The 22,162-nt window shown below is 58.0% G+C and carries 19 protein-coding genes; 10 read left to right on the forward strand and 9 right to left on the reverse strand.

All coding sequences use genetic code 11. From position 1 onward, the window contains the following. Positions 1-58: 58 nt before the first annotated feature. From NIZ92_RS00100 to NIZ92_RS00125, 6 genes are all read right to left on the reverse strand, one after another. Entirely contained in the window at positions 59-1,828 is a 1,770-nt protein-coding gene (locus tag NIZ92_RS00100; protein WP_254002491.1) for a TRAP transporter large permease subunit, read from the reverse strand. Continuing rightward, positions 1,825-2,418, reverse strand: a complete 594-nt coding sequence (locus NIZ92_RS00105) for a TRAP transporter small permease subunit (protein ID WP_060186779.1) — start codon at positions 2,416-2,418, stop codon at positions 1,825-1,827. Before NIZ92_RS00105 ends, NIZ92_RS00100 begins: the two co-directional genes overlap by 4 nt. A gap of 169 nt (positions 2,419-2,587) precedes the next feature. Beyond that, entirely contained in the window at positions 2,588-3,598 is a 1,011-nt protein-coding gene (locus NIZ92_RS00110; RefSeq protein WP_254002492.1) for a PDR/VanB family oxidoreductase, read from the reverse strand. Positions 3,599-3,649: 51 nt separating this feature from the next. Continuing rightward, complete coding sequence (locus NIZ92_RS00115) at positions 3,650-5,155, reverse strand: Rieske 2Fe-2S domain-containing protein (RefSeq protein WP_063690038.1); 1,506 nt, start codon at positions 5,153-5,155, stop codon at positions 3,650-3,652. 34 nt (positions 5,156-5,189) lie between these two features. Beyond that, on the reverse strand, positions 5,190-6,251 hold the full coding sequence (ilvC, locus tag NIZ92_RS00120; protein ID WP_223254111.1) for a ketol-acid reductoisomerase: 1,062 nt from the start codon (positions 6,249-6,251) through the stop codon (positions 5,190-5,192). A gap of 74 nt (positions 6,252-6,325) precedes the next feature. Beyond that, positions 6,326-7,231 (reverse strand): LysR substrate-binding domain-containing protein, encoded by a 906-nt coding sequence (locus NIZ92_RS00125; RefSeq protein ID WP_083055143.1) that lies wholly within the window; start codon positions 7,229-7,231, stop codon positions 6,326-6,328. A gap of 169 nt (positions 7,232-7,400) precedes the next feature. Between NIZ92_RS00125 and NIZ92_RS00130 the strand changes: the two genes are divergently transcribed. Next, a complete protein-coding gene (locus NIZ92_RS00130) occupies positions 7,401-8,240 on the forward strand; it encodes a class II aldolase/adducin family protein (RefSeq protein WP_063690023.1) in 840 nt (279 codons plus the stop codon). A gap of 74 nt (positions 8,241-8,314) precedes the next feature. Further along, positions 8,315-9,397, forward strand: coding sequence for a TRAP transporter substrate-binding protein (locus tag NIZ92_RS00135; RefSeq protein WP_179136484.1), 1,083 nt, complete (start codon positions 8,315-8,317; stop codon positions 9,395-9,397). Here NIZ92_RS00135 and NIZ92_RS00140 read toward each other — a convergent pair. The 3 genes from NIZ92_RS00140 to NIZ92_RS00150 form a co-directional block, all read right to left on the reverse strand. After that, positions 9,392-10,093: a GntR family transcriptional regulator gene (locus NIZ92_RS00140; RefSeq protein WP_052159255.1), complete on the reverse strand. Its 702-nt coding sequence runs from the start codon at positions 10,091-10,093 to the stop codon at positions 9,392-9,394. The two genes, NIZ92_RS00135 and NIZ92_RS00140, sit on opposite strands and share 6 nt — an antisense overlap. A 68-nt stretch (positions 10,094-10,161) precedes the next feature. Then, entirely contained in the window at positions 10,162-11,259 is a 1,098-nt protein-coding gene (locus tag NIZ92_RS00145) for a porin (RefSeq protein ID WP_254002493.1), read from the reverse strand. Next, positions 11,256-12,614 carry an MFS transporter gene (locus tag NIZ92_RS00150; protein ID WP_086060705.1) on the reverse strand — a complete coding sequence of 453 codons (1,359 nt, stop codon included), beginning with the start codon at positions 12,612-12,614 and terminating at the stop codon, positions 11,256-11,258. The genes NIZ92_RS00145 and NIZ92_RS00150 overlap by 4 nt, the downstream gene beginning before the upstream one ends. A 257-nt stretch (positions 12,615-12,871) precedes the next feature. Here NIZ92_RS00150 and argE point away from each other — a divergent pair, with 257 nt between their 5' ends. The 8 genes from argE to NIZ92_RS00190 all read left to right on the forward strand — a co-directional run bounded on the left by argE (position 12,872) and on the right by NIZ92_RS00190 (position 22,161). Next, positions 12,872-14,041, forward strand: a complete 1,170-nt coding sequence (argE, locus tag NIZ92_RS00155) for an acetylornithine deacetylase (RefSeq protein WP_254002494.1) — start codon at positions 12,872-12,874, stop codon at positions 14,039-14,041. A gap of 58 nt (positions 14,042-14,099) precedes the next feature. Then, on the forward strand, positions 14,100-15,293 hold the full coding sequence (locus NIZ92_RS00160) for a pyridoxal phosphate-dependent aminotransferase (protein ID WP_251196927.1): 1,194 nt from the start codon (positions 14,100-14,102) through the stop codon (positions 15,291-15,293). A gap of 323 nt (positions 15,294-15,616) precedes the next feature. Continuing rightward, entirely contained in the window at positions 15,617-16,774 is a 1,158-nt protein-coding gene (locus NIZ92_RS00165; RefSeq protein ID WP_035269405.1) for an ABC transporter substrate-binding protein, read from the forward strand. 79 nt (positions 16,775-16,853) lie between these two features. Next, positions 16,854-17,699, forward strand: a complete 846-nt coding sequence (locus NIZ92_RS00170) for a branched-chain amino acid ABC transporter permease (RefSeq protein WP_254002495.1) — start codon at positions 16,854-16,856, stop codon at positions 17,697-17,699. Beyond that, a complete protein-coding gene (locus NIZ92_RS00175) occupies positions 17,696-18,676 on the forward strand; it encodes a branched-chain amino acid ABC transporter permease (RefSeq protein ID WP_226349093.1) in 981 nt (326 codons plus the stop codon). The genes NIZ92_RS00170 and NIZ92_RS00175 overlap by 4 nt, the downstream gene beginning before the upstream one ends. Next, positions 18,673-20,280, forward strand: a complete 1,608-nt coding sequence (locus tag NIZ92_RS00180; RefSeq protein ID WP_021447156.1) for an ATP-binding cassette domain-containing protein — start codon at positions 18,673-18,675, stop codon at positions 20,278-20,280. Before NIZ92_RS00175 ends, NIZ92_RS00180 begins: the two co-directional genes overlap by 4 nt. Beyond that, positions 20,273-21,790 (forward strand): class I adenylate-forming enzyme family protein, encoded by a 1,518-nt coding sequence (locus tag NIZ92_RS00185; protein ID WP_254002496.1) that lies wholly within the window; start codon positions 20,273-20,275, stop codon positions 21,788-21,790. Before NIZ92_RS00180 ends, NIZ92_RS00185 begins: the two co-directional genes overlap by 8 nt. Further along, positions 21,790-22,161 (forward strand): hypothetical protein, encoded by a 372-nt coding sequence (locus NIZ92_RS00190; RefSeq protein WP_021447155.1) that lies wholly within the window; start codon positions 21,790-21,792, stop codon positions 22,159-22,161. Before NIZ92_RS00185 ends, NIZ92_RS00190 begins: the two co-directional genes overlap by 1 nt. The last annotated feature ends 1 nt before the right edge of the window (position 22,162 follow it).

Raw genomic sequence — 22,162 nt, forward strand, 5'->3', positions numbered from 1 at the left:
TCCGCTACAAACAAAAAACAAGTTAAGGCCGCAGCCTGGCTGCGGCCCTGGGTTTACATCAGGGCGTGGTCCGCATGGATTGCAAGAGCGCAGCCATGGGGTCCTGGTCTGACGTCGCTTGTACCTCGAACGGGTTGCTTAGCGGATCGTCTGCCTGTGTCGCACCTGGGCTGAGCATGGGGGCGGGACGGTTCAACTGGAGCAGGATTTCTTCTTCGCTCAGGCTGACTGTCTTGTGCAAGCCTCCCGTTACCAGTTGCGGATAGGCGATGACGATTCCTACCACCAGCAATTGTAGTACGACGAAGTAGGCTGAGCCCTTCCAGATCTGCTGGGTACGAACCCTTGGAATAGTTTGCTGGCTAACGGAATCCACATAGTCGGATCGGGGTGCCACGCTGCGCAAATACAACAAGGCAAAACCGAACGGGGGTGTCAGAAAGGATGTCTGCAGGACCAGGGCAATGACAATCCCGAACCAGATCAGATCAATGCCCAGACTGTTGGCAACGGGCGCTAACAGCGGGACCACAATAAACGCAATTTCGAAGAAGTCCAGGAACATGCCCAGCACAAAGATGATGGCGCTGACGGCAATGACAAAACCCAGTTCGCCGCCGGGAATGGCATCAAACAGGTGCTCTACCCACAGGTGGCCGTCTGCGGCACTGAATGTGAAGCTGAAGACGGTGGAGCCGATCAGGATGAACATCACGAAAATAGCCAGCTTGGCGGTATTTTCCAGAGCTTGATTGAGCAAGGACCAGTTCAGGCGTTTGCGTATCAAGGCCAGTATCAGCGCGCCAATTGCACCCATGGCCCCGCCTTCTGTTGGTGTAGCAATTCCCAGGAATATGGTGCCAAGGACCAGAAAGATCAGGATGACTGGCGGGATCAGGGCGAAGACGAAGCGTTCGGCCAGTTGCGAGAGCAGTCCCCATCCTGTCACGCGATTTACCGTCGCAAACAGCAGCGCACTCAGGGAGGCGACAACCAGGGCGGTGATGGCCACTTGATCCGTGGGGGCCTGAGCCGGCTGGGAAAAGACCTGGGCCATGACTTCGTTGTGCAGGCCTGCCCAGGTAAACCCGATGAAGGCGCACAGCAGGACCAACATGCCCAGCGACCGTCGTCCGCTTGCACCAGTGGCTGTCACCTGACTTCTGGCCTGTTCTGGCAGTGCGGGCATCCAGGAGGGACGGAACAAGGCCAGAACAATGACGAATGTAATGTAGATCACCAGCAGCAAGAGACCGGGGCCCAGTGCCGCTGCGTACATGTCTCCGACTGAGCGGCCCAATTGATCGGCCATCACAATCAGGACCAGAGACGGCGGCAACGCCTGTACCAGTGCTCCTGAGGCGGTGATGACGCCCGTAGCAATTTCCGGTTTGTAGCCGTAGCGCAGCATGACGGGCAAGGAGATCAGGCCCATGGAGATCACCACCGCCGATGTGACGCCAGTGGAGGCGGCCAGAAGGGCCCCTACCAGGACAACCGAAACGGCCAAGCCACCGCGGACAGCACCAAAGAGCTGGCCCATGGTTTCAAGCAGGTCTTCGGCCATGCCCGAGCGTTCCAGAATGATGCCCATCAAGGTGAAAAAGGGGATGGCCAGCATGGTTTCGTTTTGCATGATGCCAAAGATGCGTAGCGGCAAAACCTGGAACAGATTGGTCGGAAACAGGTCCAGTGCAATGCCTAGTACGCCAAATACCAGGCCGGTGGCGGCCAGTCCGAAGGCCACAGGAAAGCCGGTCAGCAAGAGCACAATCAGGCTCAGGAACATGATGGGGACGAAGTAGTCCGTGATAAAGGTGGCAATCATCGTGCGCCCTCCTGTGCGGTCGATAGCGCTTCGGCTGGCACATGAATAGGCGTGTCCTGGGCATTATCTTCAGCAATGCAGTCCGGCCCTTTGCCTGTCAGGAACAGGATACGTTTGACCAGCTCGGCCAAGCCCTGAAGCAACAGCAGGCTAAAGCCGGCAGGAATCAGCAGATAGGCGGGCCAGCGCACCAGCCCGCCGGCATTGCCGGACATTTCACCCGAATGCCAGGCGGCGGTGAAAAATCCCCAGCTCAGGTTGATGACAAAAATACAGAACGGGATCAGGACGACAACAATCCCGGCGATGTCCACCAGGTTGCGTCCCCGCGCCCCCAGGCGGGTGGAAACGAAGTCGATACGAACATGGCTGTTATGCAGAAATGCGTAGCCTCCTCCCAAGAGAAAGACAGCCGCATACAGGTACCACTGAGCTTCCAGCATGCCGTTGGAGCTCAGGTCAAAGGCTTTGCGAGTGATGGCGTTGCTGGCGCTCAGAATGGTGGTGGCCAGCAATAGCCATTTGATGATGAATCCGATACAGCGGTTCAGGTGGTCTATTCCCCCCACCATGGTTTTCAATGCAGTCATTTTTGTCTCCGCGAATATTGTTGTGTTCGTCGTTGTGCTGCCGGGGAGTGTTTGATGGCGGCCGTGTGCAAGCCGCTCTGTAGCAGGTGCTGTGGTGACTCCTTGGGCCATGAGCGTGCCCGAAGTAAATGGGGTGTGCCCTGGCGGGAGCCAGGACCAGGAGATGGCCTTACAGGTCCAGAACCAGTACGCCCGAGCGTGCGCGTGAAACGCAGGCGGTCAGGCAATGGCTTTGCTCGTCGGGACTGAGGATGTAGTCCTGGTGATCAACATCCCCTTGCAGGTAGTTGATGCGGCATGTGCCACACAGGCCCGATACGCAGGAGGTGGCAATAGGCACACCGGCTTGCGTCAAGGCATCGCTCAGGGATTGATCGGGAGCAACCTCAATGCACTGGCCGGTACTGGCAATCTGCGCCACGAAGGCACCGGGAGGCAGGGTATTGGCATTAGGGGCAGGTTCAGGCGCCTTGAAGTGTTCGCAATGCACGGAACCGGCAGGCCAATGCGAGCTGGCCTGCGCACAGGCTTGCATGAAGCCGGTTGGGCCGCAGTAATACACGTGAGTCCCTTCAACTGCATTGGCCAGCAGATCCTGCAGATTCAGACCTTGTGCGGGGTTGCCGTTGTCCAGATGCAGATGCAGGCGGCCTTGTTCTTGCCATGTGAGCAGTTCGGAGCTAAAGGCGGCCGTGTCGTGGCTGCGAGTGCAATAGTGCAATTCAAAGGGCTGACCCTGAGACTCCAGAAAGTGGGCCATCGCCTTGATGGGCGTGATACCTATACCCCCGGCTAACAGAATGGAACGGCGTGCATTCGGGTCCAGTCGAAAATGATTTCGGGGCGTGCTGACGGTGACTTGCTGCTGGACCTGCAAGGCGTCGTGCAAGGTGCGTGAACCGCCTCGTCCATTGGCATCACGCAGGACAGCAATGACGTAGCGATGACGCTCATGAGGAGGGTTGCACAGCGAGTATTGGCGGATCAGGCCGGGTTGAATATGTACGTCTATATGGGCACCGGCTTCGAAGGCAGGCAATTCGCCACCCTGAGGACAGCTGAGTTCATAAGAATTGATGCCTTGCGCTTCGTAGCGGATTTGCCGGATCCGCAGTGACAGCAGCCCGTCCGGGTTGGTAGCCGCCTGGACGGGAGTGGCGGGTTCTGCAATGGCGTTCATGGCGCTCTCCGTATGGGGCACCCGCCCCTTTGGAGCGGGTGCGGCAGGCGATCAGGATTCAGCAGCGACAGCGCTGAGCGATTGTTGAAGTTCTTGCATGCTTTGTTTGACGAAAGCCTCGCGTTCCGAGCCTTTCAGATTGTCGGCCGAGGTCAGGATGCGCACGATTTCGCGCGTGGCGTGTCGGCGGCGCGCGACTTCCTGGGCTAAATCCTCGGACTCGGGAATCGCCAGAACATTGCCCGAGCAATAGCTGTTGGGGGCACCCCCACAGTCTTTCAGCCATTGCGCAAAGCCTTCGGGGGTTGCCGCAGGGTTGGAGCCACGCAAGGCATCGCGCAACATCTTGCGGAACATGTACAGCCCGGCGTCGAACTTGGTCGGGTTCTCCAGAGCATGGACCGCAATCGGGCGCTGGCTGATGATGGCCTCGTAATCGCCCGGTGCCTGCTGGCATTCCTTGTAGTTGTGACGGGCACGGTGGTCGGACGGGATGGGTGGCAGATCTTCCAGCTTGTATTGCCCAAAGCGCTCGGGACGGCGCATCGCAACCTGCCCTTCCAGAAAGTCGATGGTCTCGTAGCCCACCATATCCTTGTTGCCCACTCCGCGTGTATCAATGCCAGGGCCCATGACGCGCCAGCCAATCATCTTGCTGTTCTGGTCGTCCACGGGGACGGTCCAGCGCACGATGTGAAAGCGGCTGAAAAACTTTTGCTGGGCACCGTCTTCGGAGGTGTAGGCATGCAGGCTCAGATTGGGTAGGACCTGGTGCTGAACACGGATAAACAGATTGTCCTTGCTGGCACGACGCGCACCCGCGCAGGCCAAGCTGCGGCCATTATGTACAGGGATGAACTGCATGTCGGGCGCCACTTCCATGGAGGCCGCGCCTACTTCGTCAAAGGTGGTGCCCTGGTAGTTGCCGCCTACCACGTTCTTGGCAGCGTGCAGTGCGGTGGGGTGGAAGTTGTCAGCGGCGTTGTCCTGTACTTGCAGCCAGTTGCAGTGCTGGAAGTTGCTGAACGCCACCAGTTCATCACCGGGCATGACGGTGAAGTTTTCCTCCCATTCGGGGAAAGGAGGTTCGGCATCGGGCGGGCCCATATAGGCAAAAATCAGGCCATGGCGCTCGAAGGCCTTGTAAGCACCCTGACGGATGGAGCAGGCGTATTTTTCGCCCTCGGCCTCTTCGCCTTTGGGGTAAGGGACATGCAGACAGGTTCCGTCTACGTCGAACACCATGCCGTGATAGCAGCACATAATGCCCTTTTCCTGGATGGCACCGTATTCCAGGGAGGCGCCACGGTGGGCGCAGTGGGCGTGCAGCAGCCCGATCTGGCCGCTTTTGTCGCGAAAGGCGACCAGCTCTTCCCCCATGATTTTCAGAAAACGCGGGGTATCAGTCAGTTCGGCGGCCATGCAGACGGGATGCCAGAAGCGGCGCATGTACTCGCCCATGGGCGTGCCTGGGCCGACTTCGGTCAACTCAGGGTCGTGATCAGGAATGCGGTTGGTGTAATAGCCGCCGTAGGGAATCAGTTTCTTTTCGGTCATGTCGTCCTCGTGTACAGATCAATGGTGGAAAGGGTCAGGCTACTTTTCGGTCGACCAGCGCCTGGGCGCTGATCCAGGGCATCATGGCGCGCAGCTGCTCGCCGACGATTTCAAGGCGGTGGCGCTGGTTCAGGCGTCGATGGGCATTCAAGGAAGGTTGGCCGGCACGGCTTTCCAGGATGAAATTCTTGGCATAGGTGCCGTCCTGGATGTCGCGCAGCAAGGCTTTCATGGCCTGGCGTGTGTCTTCGGTCACGATGCGTGGACCGGCCTGGTATTCGCCAAACTCGGCATTGTTGGAGATGCTGTAGTTCAGGTTGGCGATGCCACCCTCGTACAGCAGATCCACAATCAGCTTCAGTTCATGCAGGCATTCGAAATAGGCCATTTCTTCGGCATAGCCCGCCTCGACCAAGGTTTCGAATCCACACTTGACCAGATCCACCATGCCGCCACAGAGCACCGCCTGCTCGCCAAACAAATCCGTTTCGGTTTCTTCACGAAAATCGGTTTCGATGACGCCGGAGCGTCCGCCGCCATTGGCGATGGCGTAGGACAAGGCCAAGTCACGAGCCTGACCGGAACGGTCGGCATGAATGGCGATCAGGTGGGGAACCCCGCCGCCTTCCACGTAGGTGGAGCGCACCGTGTGGCCGGGTGCCTTGGGGGCGACCATGATGACGTCCAGATCGTCGCGGGGCTGGATCTGGCCGTAATGGATGTTGAAACCGTGGGCAAAGCCCAGCGTGGCGCCGGGGCGGATATGGGGAGCGACTTCCTGCTCGTAGACGCGGGCAATGTCCTCGTCAGGCAGCAGCATCATCACGATGTCGGCTTGTTGAACGGCAGACGCGATGTCTGCCACAGCCAGACGGGCAATGGCGGCCTTTTGACGCGAGGCACTGTTGGGGCGCAAACCCACGACCACTTCCACGCCAGAATCACGCAGATTCAATGCGTGAGCATGGCCTTGAGAGCCGTAGCCGATGATGGCAACCCGGCGTTGCTGCACCAGGGCCAGATCGCCGTCCTTGTCATAAAACACCTTCATACTGCCTCCTTTTTGTGAGTTCTGTGTTCTGTATACAGAGTTCAGTATTGTGGGGCGATATTCGAGGTGTCAAGGAAAAATTGGCAGGTCGGGGGAAATCCCTAGGACGGAAATTTTGCTTAGCGCATCGGGGTCAGGCTGGCCTCGCGCAGCAGCCATTCACGCAGGTGTTCCACGCGTTTGAGCGTGTCGCGGTGGTTGCGGTAGTAGAGAAAATGCATCTCGCGTTGCAGGCTGCGACCATTGGGGGCGGGCAAGACGATCAGTTCCCGATTGTCCAGTTCGCGTTCGGCAAAGCGTTGTGTTTCCAGGCAGACACCCAACTGGTCCACCGCTGCTGCAACTGCCATGGCACCGCGGTCAAAGGACAGACGTGGACCGGGGGAGGAGGCCATGCCATTGCTGCCAAACCAGTCAGCCCAGCTGACCGGACTGATGGTGGAATCGATCAAGGGCAAATGCAGGTACCAGGGCTGATGCAGAGCCAGACTGGCATAGAGTTTGGGCGAGCATAAAGGCAACAGGGGTTCAGGATGCAGCGACTCCACCACCAGCCTAGGGTCGTGGCTGGGGGCATGTCCGTAGCTGATCACGCAGTCAATGTCGGTGGACTGGTGCAGATCGGGCGGCGTGGCATCCGTGCGCAAATGGATGGCTAAGCCGGGATGATCCCGCATGAAAGCATGTAGACGGGGCCCCAGCCATTTCACTGCCAGGCTGGGAGCGCAATGCACGGTCAAGGCGTGCGTACCCCCGCTCTCGCCCTGTGTGTCCTCGCAAAGCCGGGCCAGCTTGTCCAGCAAGGGAGTCAGTTCCCGATAGAACTCCTGGCCTTGGCTGTTCAAGCTGACACGCCGGTTGTGACGGACGAACAGGCTGCGTCCCAGATGAGTCTCCAGGCTTTTGACCTGATGGCTGATCGCGGAAGGAGTCAGGTGCAGCTCATCGGCCGCCAGGCTGAAACTCTCCAGCCGGGCGGCCGATTCAAAGGCTCGTAGCCAGGCGAAATTAGGGATGGCTCGCATGAGGGTGCCTTAAACAGGTGAATATTTTTAATCAATAGCTGAAAAAGCTTCATTTGTCATTCATGGTTTTCGACCTCTACCATGGTTTTACGTTTCACCCGTACGCTGCGCTGGATGGGCTGGCGTGCGGGCAACGCAACATCTTGCCGAACCCGAAGGAGACCTTCCCATGAACGCTAAACCCGATATCAAAGAAATTTTGGCCATGACGGGCCGGAAGTCGATTTATCAGCCCGAACAGCAAGGCCTGATCTACCCGGAAGAGCCCCAGTTTGATTCTTTTGAAGAAGCGCGCACACATTTGAAGCAGCGCCTGGTGGCCGCTTGCCGCGCTTTTGCCCTGCACGGTCTGGACTATGGCTTTGCAGGCCATCTGACCATTCGCGATCCCGAGCATCCCAGCCTGTACTGGACCAATCCCATGGCCGTGCACTTTGCTGACGTGAAGGTTTCGAACCTGATCCTGGCTGACCATGAAGGCAAGGTGGTGGAAGGGGATTACGCCCTGAACCGCGCAGGGTTCGTACTGCATGCCGCCGTGCACGAGGCTCATCCTGACATTGTGGCGATGTGTCATGCGCACACCGTCTATGGCACTGCCTTTGCCTCGCTGGGTCAGGAAATCCTGCCCATTACGCAGGATGCCGCCGCCTTTTTTGAAGACCATGTCGTCATTCGCGAAGAAGCCGGTCAGGTGGCGGTGGAAACCAAGGCTGGTCACAAAGTGGCCAACGCCTTTGCGGGCGTCAAGGCTGCCATCCACCAGAACCATGGCTTGCTGACGGCCAGCCGCCACAGCATTGAAGCCGCCGCCTTCTGGTTCATTGCGCTGGAACGCTGCTGCCAGCAGCAATTGATGATTGCTGCAACCGGCATGACGCCCACATTGGTGACCCCCGAACGTGCCCGTTACAGCCGTGAGCACGTAGGGAGCGAATACATTGGCTGGCTGCACTTTCAGCCGATCTGGGAAAACCTGTTGCGCACCCAGCCCGATATGTTTGATTGATCCGTCCCGCAAGCAGCTTGATCCGTTGGGGGCAAGCTGCTGACTTTGCATAAATAAAACGAGGAGACACAAGCGTGGAACGACGAGCAATGCTGAAACTGACCGGCCTGGCCGGCATTGTGGCCACTGGCATGGCCCCTGCGGTCGTCAAGGCGCAAGAGAATTTGCGCTGGCGACTGGCATCCAGCTTCCCCAAGCACCTGGATACGATTTATGGCGGTGGGGAAGTCTTTGCGCAGAAAGTGCGCGAGCTAAGCGATGGCAAGTTCAATATCTCCGTTCATGCGGGCGGGGAACTGATGCCGGCCATGGGTGTGGTCGATGCGCTGGAACAGAACTCGGTGGAAGCGGCTCACACGGCGCCCTACTATTTCTTTGGGAAGAATGAGGCGTTTGCCTTGAGCTGTGCCATTCCGTTTGGCATGAACTCTCGCCAGCTGACGGCCTGGATGTATCACGGCAATGGCTTGAAACTGACACGTGATTTTTATGCCAACTACAACATCGTCAACTTCCCCTGTGGCAACAGTGGTGTGCAGATGGGCGGCTGGTTTCGCAAGCAGATCAATACCCCGGAGGACATACGGGGCCTGAAGATTCGTATCGGTGGTTTGCCAGGCAAAGTTATCGAGAAGCTGGGTGGTATTCCACAAAATATCGCCGGTGGCGAGGTGTATCAGGCACTGGAAAAAGGCGTTATTGATGCCGCCGAGTGGGTGGGGCCGTATGACGATTTGCGACTGGGCTTTCACAAGGTCGCGCCTTATTACTATTACCCAGGCTGGTGGGAAGGTTCAGTAGGGCTGGATCTGCTGGTCAACAAGAAAGCGTATGACGGTTTGTCGCAGCACTACAAAGATATTGTCGCGGCAGCCAGCACTTATGCGCATCTGGATATGCAGGCGAAATACGATGCCCGTAACCCAGGCGCCTTGAAGGAACTGGTTGGTCAGGGAGCCAAGGTCCTGCCTTTCTCCAAGGAAGTGTTGGATGCCTCATTCAAGGCGAGCGAGGAACTGTATGCCGAACTGAATGCAAGCAATCCGCAATGGCGAACGATTTATGCGGATTACCGTGCGTTCCAAAAGGATGAGCTGCTGTGGTTCCGCTTCGCGGAAGCGCGCTTTGATCAGTACATGCAGTCCGTGTCTTTATGACCCGAAGGCGGGGGCTGAATCGATTTGCTGCCTACGCAAGAAATACGAAGCCTCCGCCAGTTTCAAGAATCCCACCATCTCGGTACGCGCATACTCCGGATCCCCGCTGGTCAGGGCTTTGCCCAGCTTTTCCAGCGCCTCTACCGTGGCCTGGTAGTTATCGGTATCGCTGGTATTGGCAAAGCGCACCTGGTTGGCGTGGTCGGCGGACATGGCGATGGCGTCCAGCAGGCGCTCGTTGTGTACGCATTGCAGCCAGGCTTGGCGAAAGCTGGCGTTGGCGCTGAACATCAGGGCGGCGTCTTTGTGCACCATGGCTACTTTAGCCAGATCAATGGCTTTGCTAAGACCGGCATGGAGCTGATCGCGGTCGGCGATGTTGACGGCCAGCGCGGCAGCAGCCGGCTCCAGAATGCGGCGTAACTCAAAGATGTCGCGCACCATGGCGTCGGTCAGCACCGGGACCTGAAACCCCCGTGTGGTGCTATTCAATAAACCTTCGTTGACCAGTCGCAGCAGGGCCTGGCGCACGGGCATGCGAGTGCAGCCAAAGCGTTCGGCCAGCTCGTAATCCAGCAGGCGGTCGCCGGGGTGCCAGTCGCCTGCATTCAAACGCTTGCGGGTGTCCCGGTAAATGGTGTCTACCAGCGTTTCCGCCTTGCTTGCCTGTGTGGATTTACCAGTCGAAGTCGCCATACGAAACCGATCAGAAAAGAATGGATGATTGTATCGTACAGACTCTGCTGCGCTGATCGGGTTTGTGTCTAGAACTTGGTTCGTATCCCCACCCTTAACAAGGTCTGGTTACGCCCCGTGGAGCTGGGCATGCTGATTACGTTGGCCGTTGCGCCCTCGCCTTGCGCGTGCTGGATGATGGCCTGGGTATAAATATCCGTGCGCTTGGACAGGAAGTAGTCGGCCGTCAGGTTTAGTTGGTGGTATTTGTTCGATCCCAGGGTGGTCAGCCCATAGCCCGGTCCCAGTACCAGATTGGGTGCCGCGCGCCAGGCAAAACCCAGCTGATAGTTGCGGAAGGTATGGTTCTTTTGCTGGCCATCGGGAGCCACGTACAGGGCTTGTGAAAACACACCGTAGATAGTCACTTTGTCGAAGGCGTAGTTCGCTCCTATGCCCCAGTCGCGCAGGTAACGGCCACCAACTCGATTGGGCGCGCCGCCGCCGGTCAGCGGGCTGATGTCCAGGCTGGCTTCCTGCACCTCGGTATAAGCGGCACCCGTCGCAAAATTGCCGTTTTTATAGTTGGCCGTAAAGCTGATGGTGCGCCCGGTTTGTGCCTGCCCTTCGCGTCGTTCCGGGAAGCCGTACATGGCACCCAGCTCAATACCGGCAAAGGAAGGCGTCACGTATTTCACCGACTGATTGACCCGCTGGCCGCTCATGCGGTCGTTGTCCAGAGGGCTATTGGAATAGCCGCCTGCCGACCAAGTGGGGGTGTAAAAGGCCTGCAAGGTGTCGGTGAAGAAATCGTATTGTCTGCCCAGCTTGATGCTGCCCAGATAATCGGATTTCAGGCCCACCCAGGCTTGTCGGCCCCACAGGGCGCCGCCTTGCCCTGCTTCCCCAGTCGCCACGGAAAAGCCGTTTTCCAGTTGAAAGATGGCAGTCAAACCATTGCCCATCGACTCGGAGCCACGCAGACCCAATCGGTTGCCTTGCATGACGCCGGTATCCAGCGTGGTTTTGGAGGGGCCGTTGGCATTGCTGATCCAGGTCAGGCCCGCATCCAGAATGCCGTACAAGGTGACGTTGTCGCCGGTTTGCGCCGTGGCGCTGGAGCTGGCGATCAGCGTGGCCAGTCCGACACAGCTAGCCAAGACGATTTTGACGTGACGGCGCATCATTGGGCACCGCCTTTGCTGGGGACAGCGTGTAATTTAGCGGCCTGATCCAGGGCGTTTTGCTGTCGGGCAGATGGCAGGGCAAAGACGCACAAGCCACCCAGCACGGCCAGACCGGCAATGGTCAATACAGCGGTGCTGGTGCTGCCGCTCATTTCTTGTGCCAGCCCCATGGCGTAGGGGCCAAATAAACCGCCCAAGGCTGCTACTGCATTGATCAGGGCATAGCCGGTTGCGGCGGCGCGGCCACTCATGAAATTACCGCCCAAGGCCCAGACCAGGGGTGTGCCGCCAATGAACATGGCCGTGGCGATGATGACGCCAATAATGCGCACGGTCGGGTCCGGTGCCAGGGCAGTCATCAGCAGGCCGATAGCACCACCGGCGCAGGCAATGGCCAAGTGCCAGCGACGTTCCCCAAAGTAGTCGGAGGAGCGGCCCAGAATCAGCATGGCCAGAGCCGATGCGGCGTAGGGCAAGGCGGCAATATAGCCAATGTGGGTCAGGTTCTTGATACCGGCTTCCTGAATGATGGTGGGTGTCCAGAAGATCACCGCATAAATGCCCAGATTCAGGGACAGCAGCACGCAGGCCAGCCACCACACATTGGGTTTGCCCAGCACTTCAGCAATTTTGTCCTTGCGCGGCAGCTCGCGTTGCGCGTCCTGGTTCAGGGTGTGCAGCAAGGTTTTTTCTTCCTGGCTCAACCATTTGGCGTCTTCAGGACGGTTGGGCAAGGTCGCCCACAGCAAGGCCGCTACAAAGACAGCGGGCAGCCCCTGCAAGAGGAACAGCCATTGCCAGTTATGCAGGTGTTGGGACTCTGAAAACACATCCATGATCCAGCCCGAGAGCGGGCCTACGATCATGCCGCCCGCAGCAGCGGCAGTAACCAAGGTCGCCATGACGCGGCCCTGGCGTTGTGGGGGGAACCATTGCGCCAGGTAATACACCACGCCAGGCAGAAAGCCGGCTTCCGCCACGCCCAACAGGAAGCGGACGATATAGAACTGTGTGGGGGTGGTGACGAACATGGTCAGCACGGACAGGATGCCCCAGGTGACCATGATGCGTGTCAGCCAGGCGCGGGCACCAAAGCGGTACAGCAAGAGGTTGCTGGGGATCTCGAACAACAAAAAACCCACAAAGAAGATGCCTGAACCCAGGCCATAGACCTCGGCTGAAAAATTCAGGTCTTGCAGCATTTGCAGCTTGGCAAAGCCCACGTTGACGCGGTCGATGTAGGCAACGATGTAGCTGATGAACAAGATGGGCATCAGCCGCCAGAGGATTTTGCCGAAAAGCAGATCCTCGGCCTTGGAGGGGACCGGGTCTGCGGGGCGCGATTGTTGTCTCATGATAGTCCTTATTGGTAATCGCAGTAAGTGAATTCAGTTGAACTCATTTTTTGTGAATATATTCATTTTCATACTTGATGGTCAATAAGTGCTATAGGTATAAAACAAGTTAGAAATTACTTAATATTTTGAAATTAAAAGAATTTATAAAAATTAAAAAGCCAATTTCTAGTACAAACACCTAGGCTCGTTGACAGCGATATACCTGCTCTATAAACTGAATTCAGTTTTTAATAATAGCAATAAGGAGCTGGCATATGAGCAGGCAGGAGGCCCCTTCGGCCCAGGTGATCGAGCATGCTTCGTCCCTGATTGGCTTTGATACGGTAAGCAGAAACTCCAATCTGGCATTGATTGAATGGGCCGCCAACCGGCTCGAAGCGGCGGGTGCCCAAGTGCGTTTTGATTACAACGAATCGCGCTCCAAAGCCAATCTGCTGGCAACCTTCGGTCAGGGGCCGGGGGGCGTGGTCTTGTCTGGCCATACAGACGTGGTGCCGGTCGACGGGCAGGTATGGTCCAGCGATCCTTTTGAAGCCCAGATTCGTGATGGCCGCTTGTTTGGCCGTGGCGCTTGCGATATGAAAGGCTTTATCGGCGTGGCCATGGCACAGGCGCAACGCCTGGGTTCCATGACACTGCGCGAGCCCGTGCATCTGGCCTTGAGCTACGACGAAGAAGTGGGCTGTCTGGGCATTCCCGGCCTGATCGAGGAAATGCGTAAAGCCGGCATCCAGCCCAGCGGCTGCATTGTGGGTGAACCCACCAGCATGCGCGTTGTGGCGGCCCATAAAGGCGGCCGCATTTATCGCTGCCGCGTCAAAGGCTGCGCCGCCCATTCTTCTTTGACACCACACGGTCTGAACGCAATCGAGTACGCCGCCAATCTGGTTTCGCACATTCAGCATCTGGCGGATGAAGAGGCCCAGGTCGGCAAGCGCATTGAAGGCTTTGATGTGCCTTTTTCCACCATTTCCACCAACACGATTTCCGGTGGCAATGGCATGAATATTATCCCGGCCCATTGCGAGTTCTCCTTTGAATACCGCTATCTGCCTGGCGTGGACCCGGATGGCTTCATCGGCAATTTGCGCCGCTTTGCCTATGAGCAGGTCTTGCCGCGCATGCAGGCACGCCATGGTGATGCGGCGATCGAATTCGAATGTCTGGGCAGTATTCCTGCCCTGGATGACGAAGACAGCCAGGAGCTGAAAAAAATGGCGCTGGCTTTGCTGGGTGAGTCCGCCGCACAGCGTGTGGCCTATGGCACCGAAGCCTCGTTTTTCCAGGAAGCGGGCGTGCCCAGCATTGTCTGCGGGCCTGGCTCCATCACCGTGGCGCACAAGGCTGATGAATACGTCAGCCTGGAGCAGTTGGCCGCCTGCGAGTCCTTTCTGGGCAAGGTGATCCAGTCCTTGGCTGCTTAGGGCGGGATGGTTTCCGGCAGGTCTTGGGGCCTGTCTTATTTTGAAGGAATTTTTTTTCATGAAGCTAGCAAAACGCATTACCGGCACCTCCCAAAAATCCTTTGGCATGTACGAGCAGGCGGCTCGCCTGCAAGGCGATACCTCGGACCTGATTCATCTGGAAGTTGGCCGCCCGGACGCGGATACGCCGATGGCGATCAAGCAGGCGGCCGCCGATGCCTTGATGCGCGGCGAGGTGCATTACAGCGATCTGCGTGGGGTGCCCGCCTTGCGTGAAGCCTTGGCCGCCAAGCTGCGCAAGCAAAACAAGCTGGATGTCGGGCCGGATGATGTGCTGGTCACCAATGGGCTGACGCACGCCTCCTTTGCCGCTTTCTTCGCCATTCTGGACGAGGGTGATGAGGTGATTTTGCTCTCGCCGCACTACCCGCAACATATAGGCAAAATCGAGCTGGCCGGGGCGCATCCGGTGCTGGTGCCGCTGAATAAGGAACAGGGTTTTGCCATTGATGCGCACGCCATCGAAGCGGCGATTACGCCCCGTACCCGGATGGTGGTGCTGGTGAATCCGGCCAATCCTACGGGCCGTGTGTACCGTCGCAGCGAGCTGGAAGCTCTGGCGCAATTGGCTATCAAGCACGATCTGATCGTGGTCTCGGACGAAGTCTACGAGGACATTACCTATGACGATGCCGAGCACATCAGCATTGCCTCCCTGCCCGGCATGCAGGAGCGCACCGTGTCCATGTTTGCCTTCACCAAGTCCTACGCCATGGATGGCTGGCGCATTGGGTATCTGGCCGCGCCTGCCTGGTTGATGCCCGGCTTGTTGAAGATCACCGCTAACGATGTCACCCATGTGAATACCTTTATTCAGGCGGGCGCGCTGGAAGCGGTGGTTGGGCAGCAAGAAGCCTTGCGCGGGATGATTGCGGACGACGACGCCAAGCGCCGCCTGATGCTGCAACGTCTGAATGCCATGGCGAATGTCAGTTGCGCCCAGGTGGAAGGCACGATTTATGCCTTTGCCGATGTGCGCGCCACGGGAGTGCCTTCGCAGGAACTGGCCGAGCGCTTGTTAAAGGAAGCCCGCGTGGTGGTTGAAGCAGGCAGCTTCTACGGTCCGCAAGGTGAAGGTTTCTTGCGCCTGTGTTTTGGTTCTGCCTCGTATGAGCAGATCGAGCAGGCCATGGATCGTTTGCAACTGTTCTTTGCTCAATTGGAGGCTCAGACCAGCCAAACCGCCGCCTGATAGCGTGAGCCGACAAGATTTCAAGGCCGCTTTCTGTCATGGAAAGCGGCCTTTTTGTGTCTACCAGCGGGTGTTTTGCCCTGACGATCTAGCGAAATACATGCCCAGACCATGACTTTTTCATATAAATATATAGACTAAAGTCCGTACAAATAAACCGACAACCCATGTCGGTGTTTTCCCTTAAATTGGTGCGTATCCCCCTGTAGGAGCTGGTTATAAGGTCATTATCAATCCATATTTCCATAGACAAGTATCGGCTCCTTATTATATTGTTCGTATCAAACAACAATTATGTCCGGTCAATTAATAGGAGCAGGTCCATGAAATACGGGATACGGGGTGTACTGGCAGCAGCAGGGATGGTGGCCGCGCTGGGCGCGCAGGCTCAAACGCTCAAGCTGGGTGTGGTAGGAGGCATGACAGGTCCAGGCGCGCCCTGGGGTCTGGCTATTGATGGTGGCGTGAAAATCGCCGTGGATGAAATCAATCAGGCCGGCGGCCTGGAAGTGGGCGACAAGAAGTACAAGGTTGAAGTGCTGACCTACGACGACCACTACAAGGCAGCGGATGCAGTAACCGCCACCAACCGTCTGATCGATCAGGATGAAGTGAAATACATCATCGGCCCGATTGGCTCGGCTTCGGTCATGGCCATGAAGCCGATTACCGAGCGCAACAAGGTCATCATGCTGTCCAACAGCTACTCGACCGAAGTGCTGGATGCGAATACGCAATACATGTTCCGCGTGCTGCCTACGCAGTACGAATACAACCGTCAGCTGATCGGCTGGTTGAAGCAGGAACGCCCCGAGCTGAAGCGGCTGGCGATCCTGTCGCCTAACGATGCAACCGGCTGGAGTACGCAAAAGATCCAGACCGCTGCATACAAGGACGCCGGTTACGACGTGGCTGAAACCAAGTTCTTCGAGCGCTCGCAAAACGATTTCCGCACCTTGCTGACCAGCATTCTGGCCAAGAACGTGGACTTCATCGAACTGGATACGGTGCCACCCGGCCCGGCCGGGATCGTGATACGTCAGGCACGTGAAATGGGCTTCAAAGGCCAGTTCACCAAGTTTGGCGGCAATAACGTGGCTGAAACCGTGAAGTCTGCCGGTGCGGACAATGCGGAAGGAACCTTGGTGTATTTGTCTGCCGATCCGTCCAGCGAACCGTACCAGAAGCTGAGCCAGGCTTACGCCAAGGTCCACAGCAACAGCATGGATGACTTCGTTTTCTACTTCTACGATGCCACCCGCCTGCTGTTCAAGGCCATTAACGAAGCTGGCACCGTGGACGATACCGATGCCGTGCGTGCCCGCATTGAAGCCAATAGCAGCTTTGATGGTATTCAAGGCGCGATTGTCTGGGGCGGCAAGGATGTCTATGGCGTGAACCACCAGATCGCCACCCCGGCCTACCTGGGTGTGATCGAGGGCGGCAAGGCCAAGGTCATCAACAAGTTCGACGCCCGCTAATTACCGGTTTTGTTTCAGTACGCACTCCGCCACGGCGGTGGAGTGCACCTTGATACGGTTAGCAATTATGCAGATCGCAATGCAAATCGCCATCATCGCCCTGATGTCCACGTTCGTGTACGCCCTGGTTGCCCTGGGTTTCACGCTGGTGTTTGGCATCTTGCGGGTGGTGAACTTCGCTCACGGCGAGTTCTACATGCTGGGCGCTTACGCCATGTATGTGTTTTATGGTCAGTTTGGCTGGCCCTACCTGCCCTCTATCGCGGCCGCTGCCGTGCTGGTGGGATTTCTGGGCTTACTGGCTGAACGCGGCCTGTTCCGTCGCTTTGTGGGCGACGAGATGGGCGGCATGATCATGTCCCTGGCTTTGGCGATTACCTTGCAGGCGGGGATCTCGCTGCTGTTCTCGGTGGACGAGCAATCGGTACGCCGTCCGGTGGAAGGTGCATGGCAAATTGGCGAAGCCTTTTTCGCCAAGGATCAATTGCTGATCGTAGGCATGAGTGTGCTGGCGCTGGCCGCCTTCTATTTTCTGATCGAGCGCACCCGTATCGGCATGACGATACGTGCGGTGGCGCAGGATCGGGAAGTGGCACGTCTGCAAGGCGTCAGTTCCTGGAAGATCATGGCCTTCACCTTTGCCTTGAGCTGCGGCCTGGCCGGTTTGTCGGGTGCCCTGATGGCGCCGGTTTACACCGTGCACCCCTATATGGGCGAAGCCGTGGTGGTGAAAGCCTTCATTATTGTGGTTCTGGGTGGTCTGGGCAGCTTGCCCGGTGCGGTGGTTGCCGCCCTGATTCTGAGTGTTACCGAGGCCGTGGCGTCCACCTTCTATAACGCGACCGTGGCCACCATGTTGTCCTTCCTGATCGTGATGGCCGTGTTGCTGGTCAAACCCAGCGGTTTGATGGGGAAATCGTCATGAGCGCGATCAAAACTGCTTCGTTCTATCCGCGCGATGGCGCCCTGCAATGGGTCTGGCATGCCGTCGTGGTTGCGGTGCTGCTGGGCTGGCCCATGTGGGCCGGACAGCCTCGCTTTGCCCTGCATCTGGCCATCATGGTGTCGCTGTACGCCTGCCTGGCCATGAGCATGAATCTGGTTTTGCGCATCGGCCAGCTCTCGCTGGCGCATGGCGCCTTGTTCGGGCTGGGGGCGTATGCCTCAGCCATTTTGAGTCGAGATTATGGCTGGTCCTTTCCAGCCGCGTTTTTGGGCGCCGGAGTGCTGACGGCAGCATTAGCTGTGATCACCGGTCCCATTTTTATGCGTATCAAGGGTGTGCATTTCGCGCTCTTGACCTTCGCCCTGGGCGAAGCCGTGGTGCTGTGCTTTATCGAGTTCCACGAACTGTTTGGCGGCAATAACGGCTTTGGGCAGATTCCGGCCCTGCAAGCCAGCTTGCCGATTCCTGAAGGGCGTTACGGCGTTTATCTGGTGACGGTCAGCTTTGCCTTGGTGGTGTATTTCGTGCTGCGGGCCCTGTACCGCCGCGAATGGGGCATGGTGGCGGACTCCCTGCATCAGAACGAGCAATTGGTGCGTTCCGGTGGTTTGAATGTGCTGCGCTTTCGGGTCAGTGTGTTTGTCCTTAGCGCCCTGATTGCCGGCTGGACAGGCAGCTTGTATGCCCACTACCAAGGCTATATCTCGCCTGATTCCTTCGGTTTCTGGACAGCGGTGAATGCCGTCATCATGAATGTGCTGGGTGGTGTGGGTGCCCTGGCTGGTGCCGTGGTGGGGGCCGCAATCCTGATCCCCCTGCCCGAGTTGCTGCGCGACTTGCAGCAGTATCAGCGCCTGATCTATGGCCTGACTTTGATTTTGCTGCTCTTGTTCATGCCGCAAGGTTTGGCGGGTCTGTGGCGTAAGTGGCGCGGCGCGCGCAAGGAGGCAGCATGAGCGTGCAATTGAATGTTCAGGGGCTTAGCCGACATTTTGGTGGGATCCGCGCGGTGGACGAGGTGTCCTTCAGCACGGCTCCCGGTCAGATTACCGGCGTGATCGGCCCCAACGGCGCCGGTAAAACCACGCTGTTCAATCTGATTGCCGGTACGACCAAGCCCAGCGCGGGTGCTGTCACCATGGATGGTGCCGCGATTACGGGTCGCCCGGCCGCGTCCTTGGCGCGCCAGGGTCTGGTGCGTACCTTCCAGATGACGCATGTATTTGCAGGCCACACGGTATTTGAAAACCTGTATCGCGCGGCTCTGTTCCGTCAGTTTCCTTCGCCCTGGTCGTTGTTCAACCCTTGGGGTGTGCGTCGTGGCCGCGAAGAGGCCGCGCGACAGGCTGAACAAGCCTTGGCCTTGATTGGCCTGGAGTCTGTAGCCGATGAGCAGGCCGATTCGTTGGCCTACGGTTTACAGAAGATTTTGGGTGTGGGTATGGCCCTGACAGCCATGCCCCGCCTTCTTTTAATGGATGAGCCCGCTGCTGGTTTGAACCCGGTGGAAACCGTGGCTATGGCCGACCTGATTGAACGCATCCACGCCAGTGGCATTGATGTGGTGGTGGTCGAGCACGATATGGGCCTGGTGATGCGCCTGTGCCAAAAGCTGGTGGTGCTGGTTAACGGTCGTTTGCTGGCCGAAGGCCCGACCGCACAAGTGCGTCAGGACCCGAGGGTGATTGAAGCCTATCTGGGTGCGGATCTGGATAAGGAACCTGGTCTGGAACCAGCCGTGGAGGTCCGCGCTGCGCAAAACGGGAAGGGACACTCGGCTTCGGTCTCTACGACTGGTCAGGGAGCTGCCAAGGTCAGCAAGCCTGTGCCCATGCTGGAAATCAAGGACTTGAGCGTGTCCTATGGCGCAGTACGGGCCTTGGACAAGGTCAGTTTTGCGGTGGAAGAAGCCAGTGTGTGCGCCGTGATCGGAGCCAATGGAGCGGGTAAATCGACCCTGATGAAAGCCATTAGCGGTCTGGTGCCGGTTGCTGGGGGAGAAATCCTGCTGGAAGGCCAGCCTATCCAGAACTTGAGTGCAGAACGCCGTGTGAATCTGGGTATTGCCCTGTCTCCTGAAGGCCGTCGCCTGTTCCCGGAACTGACGGTACGCGAGAACCTCTTGATGGGGGCCTATCTGCGTCGCGATCAGGTCGACATTACGGTGGATCTGGAACGTATTTATGGCTACTTCCCGCGTCTGCTGGAGCGCGAGCAAAGCCAGGGTCGCCACCTCTCGGGTGGCGAGCAGCAAATGTGTGCGATTGGCCGTGCCCTGATGTCCCGGCCCCGCCTGCTCTTGCTGGATGAACCCTCCCTGGGTCTGGCCCCGGCGGTCACCTTGGAAGTGGCCCGTGCGATTCGTCAGATCAGCCAGGACGGCACCACGATTGTGCTGGTGGAGCAGAACGCTCGCCTGGCGCTGAAGTTGTCGAATCACGCCGTTGTGCTGGAAACCGGGCGCTTGAGTCTGGCCGGCGACAGCAAAGACATCATGAATAACCCACAAATTGCAGCAGCCTATCTGGGCCACGCCGCAGAGGCTTCGCATCATGCCTAATATTTACCAGGTCGCCATGTTTAATGCCGAACGCTACCCCGACAAGGTAGCGGTTTCGGACGAGCGCCAGGCCTTGTCCTTTGCTCAGTTCTGCGCCCGTGCGCGCGCCTTGTCGGCTTACTTGAAAGGGTTGGGCGTACAGCCGGGGGATCGGGTAGCCATCATGACGCCCAATTCCATCGACTATCTGGCCTTGCTGCATGCCACAGCCGTAGGCGGTTTTTCTCTGGTGCCGGTGAACACCCGTTACGGCGCTGCCGAACTGCGTTACTTGCTGGACGATGCCCAGCCTACCGTGTGTATTGTGGACCCGGCCTACCGTCCCTTGCGCGAGCAGATCGAGTCCGAAGGTGGTTTGAACAGCGCCGTCCAGTGGCTGGAACACCTGCCTGAGTCCTTGCCCGATCACCGTGCGGATGATCCGGTGCAGCACCGCTTTGGCCGTGTGGGGGATGAAGATGTAGCCATCATCATGTACACCTCGGGTACGACCTCGGCCCCCAAGGGGGCCATGCTGACACACGGCAATTTGTCGGCCAATGCGGTGAACTACATCATGGAGCTGGGCATTGATGCCAACAGCCGCTCCTTGCTGGCGACACCCTTGTTTCACATTGGCGGCTTCGGGGTGGTGAATGGCCCCATTCTGTATGCCGGTGGCAGCTTGCACGTGGTGCCGCGTTTCGAAGCCGATGCGGTCATGGACGCGTTGCGTTTGTACCAGCCTACGCATGTGTTTTTGTTGTCGGCCATGTGGGTGGGCTTGACCGATCATCCTGAATTTAAAGAGCTATCCCTGCCCGGTGCCCAGTTTGTGCAAACTGCGGCTGCGCCTTTGGGCCAGTGGCGTCAGGATTTGATCCGCACCGTGTTTCCCAATGCTGAATTCAGCTGGGGCTTTGGCATGACGGAAAGCTGTGTCACCACCATCAAGAATCGCTACACGCAGGAGATTCTGGAGCATCCCGGTTCCATCGGTTACCTGTGGCGGCATGTGCAGTATCGACTGGTTGATGCCGACGGCAAGGTGCTGCCCGATCAGCGCGGGCCGGGTGAAATGCAGGTGCGTGGCCCGACTGTGTTCAAAGGCTATTGGCGGCAGCCCGAGCTGACCGCCCAGGTGCTGGATGCCGATGGCTGGCTGCACACGGGTGATTTGATTCGGGTGGACGATGAAGGCTTTGCCTATTTCATGGGCCGCAGCAAAGATATGATCAAGACAGGTGGCGAAAACGTGGCCGCGCTGGAAGTGGAAAACTGTCTGGCCAGCCACACCGATGTGCGCGAGGCCGCCGCCTTTGGCCTGCCCCACGAATATTGGGGCGAAGAGTTGGTCGCCGCGATTGTGCCTGCCAATGGTCGTGAGCCGGATGTGGAAGTCTTGCGCGAGTTTTGCCGGGAAAAACTGTCCGGCTTTAAAGTACCCAAACGCATCTTTATTGTGGATTCCCTGCCTCAGTCCTCTTCGGGCAAAGTGCAGAAGTTCCTTCTTCGACAAAGGTATGTCTGATGCTGACGTCTTTATCTCTGTTTGACCCTGCTGTGCTGGCTGCCTGGGCCAAGCGCGCCCGCGCCGATGATTTTGTGCGGCAGCATAGTGTCCTGGCCGATGTTTGCGTGGCGCTGCGCAATACCGACACCGGCGAGCATAGTTGGCTGGCCGTGTCCGAACAGGATGTGCAGGCGGGCACCGGCCCGCGCGAGGTGCCGTTCTGGCTGGAAGGCGATAGTGCTGCTTTTGCGGATCTGGCCCAGGGCTTTCCATTTAACCGCTTGGTGCGTCAGCACCGTCTGGTTGTGGGAGGCGATTTGCGCGCCTGTGTGCAGAACTGGATGTTGTTGTACGCCCTGACCCGTCTGACGGGCGAGCTGGAGGTCTGAG

Origin of the sequence: Alcaligenes sp. 1735tsa3, assembly GCF_024134565.1 — a bacterium.
Lineage (GTDB): Bacteria > Pseudomonadota > Gammaproteobacteria > Burkholderiales > Burkholderiaceae_B > Alcaligenes > Alcaligenes phenolicus.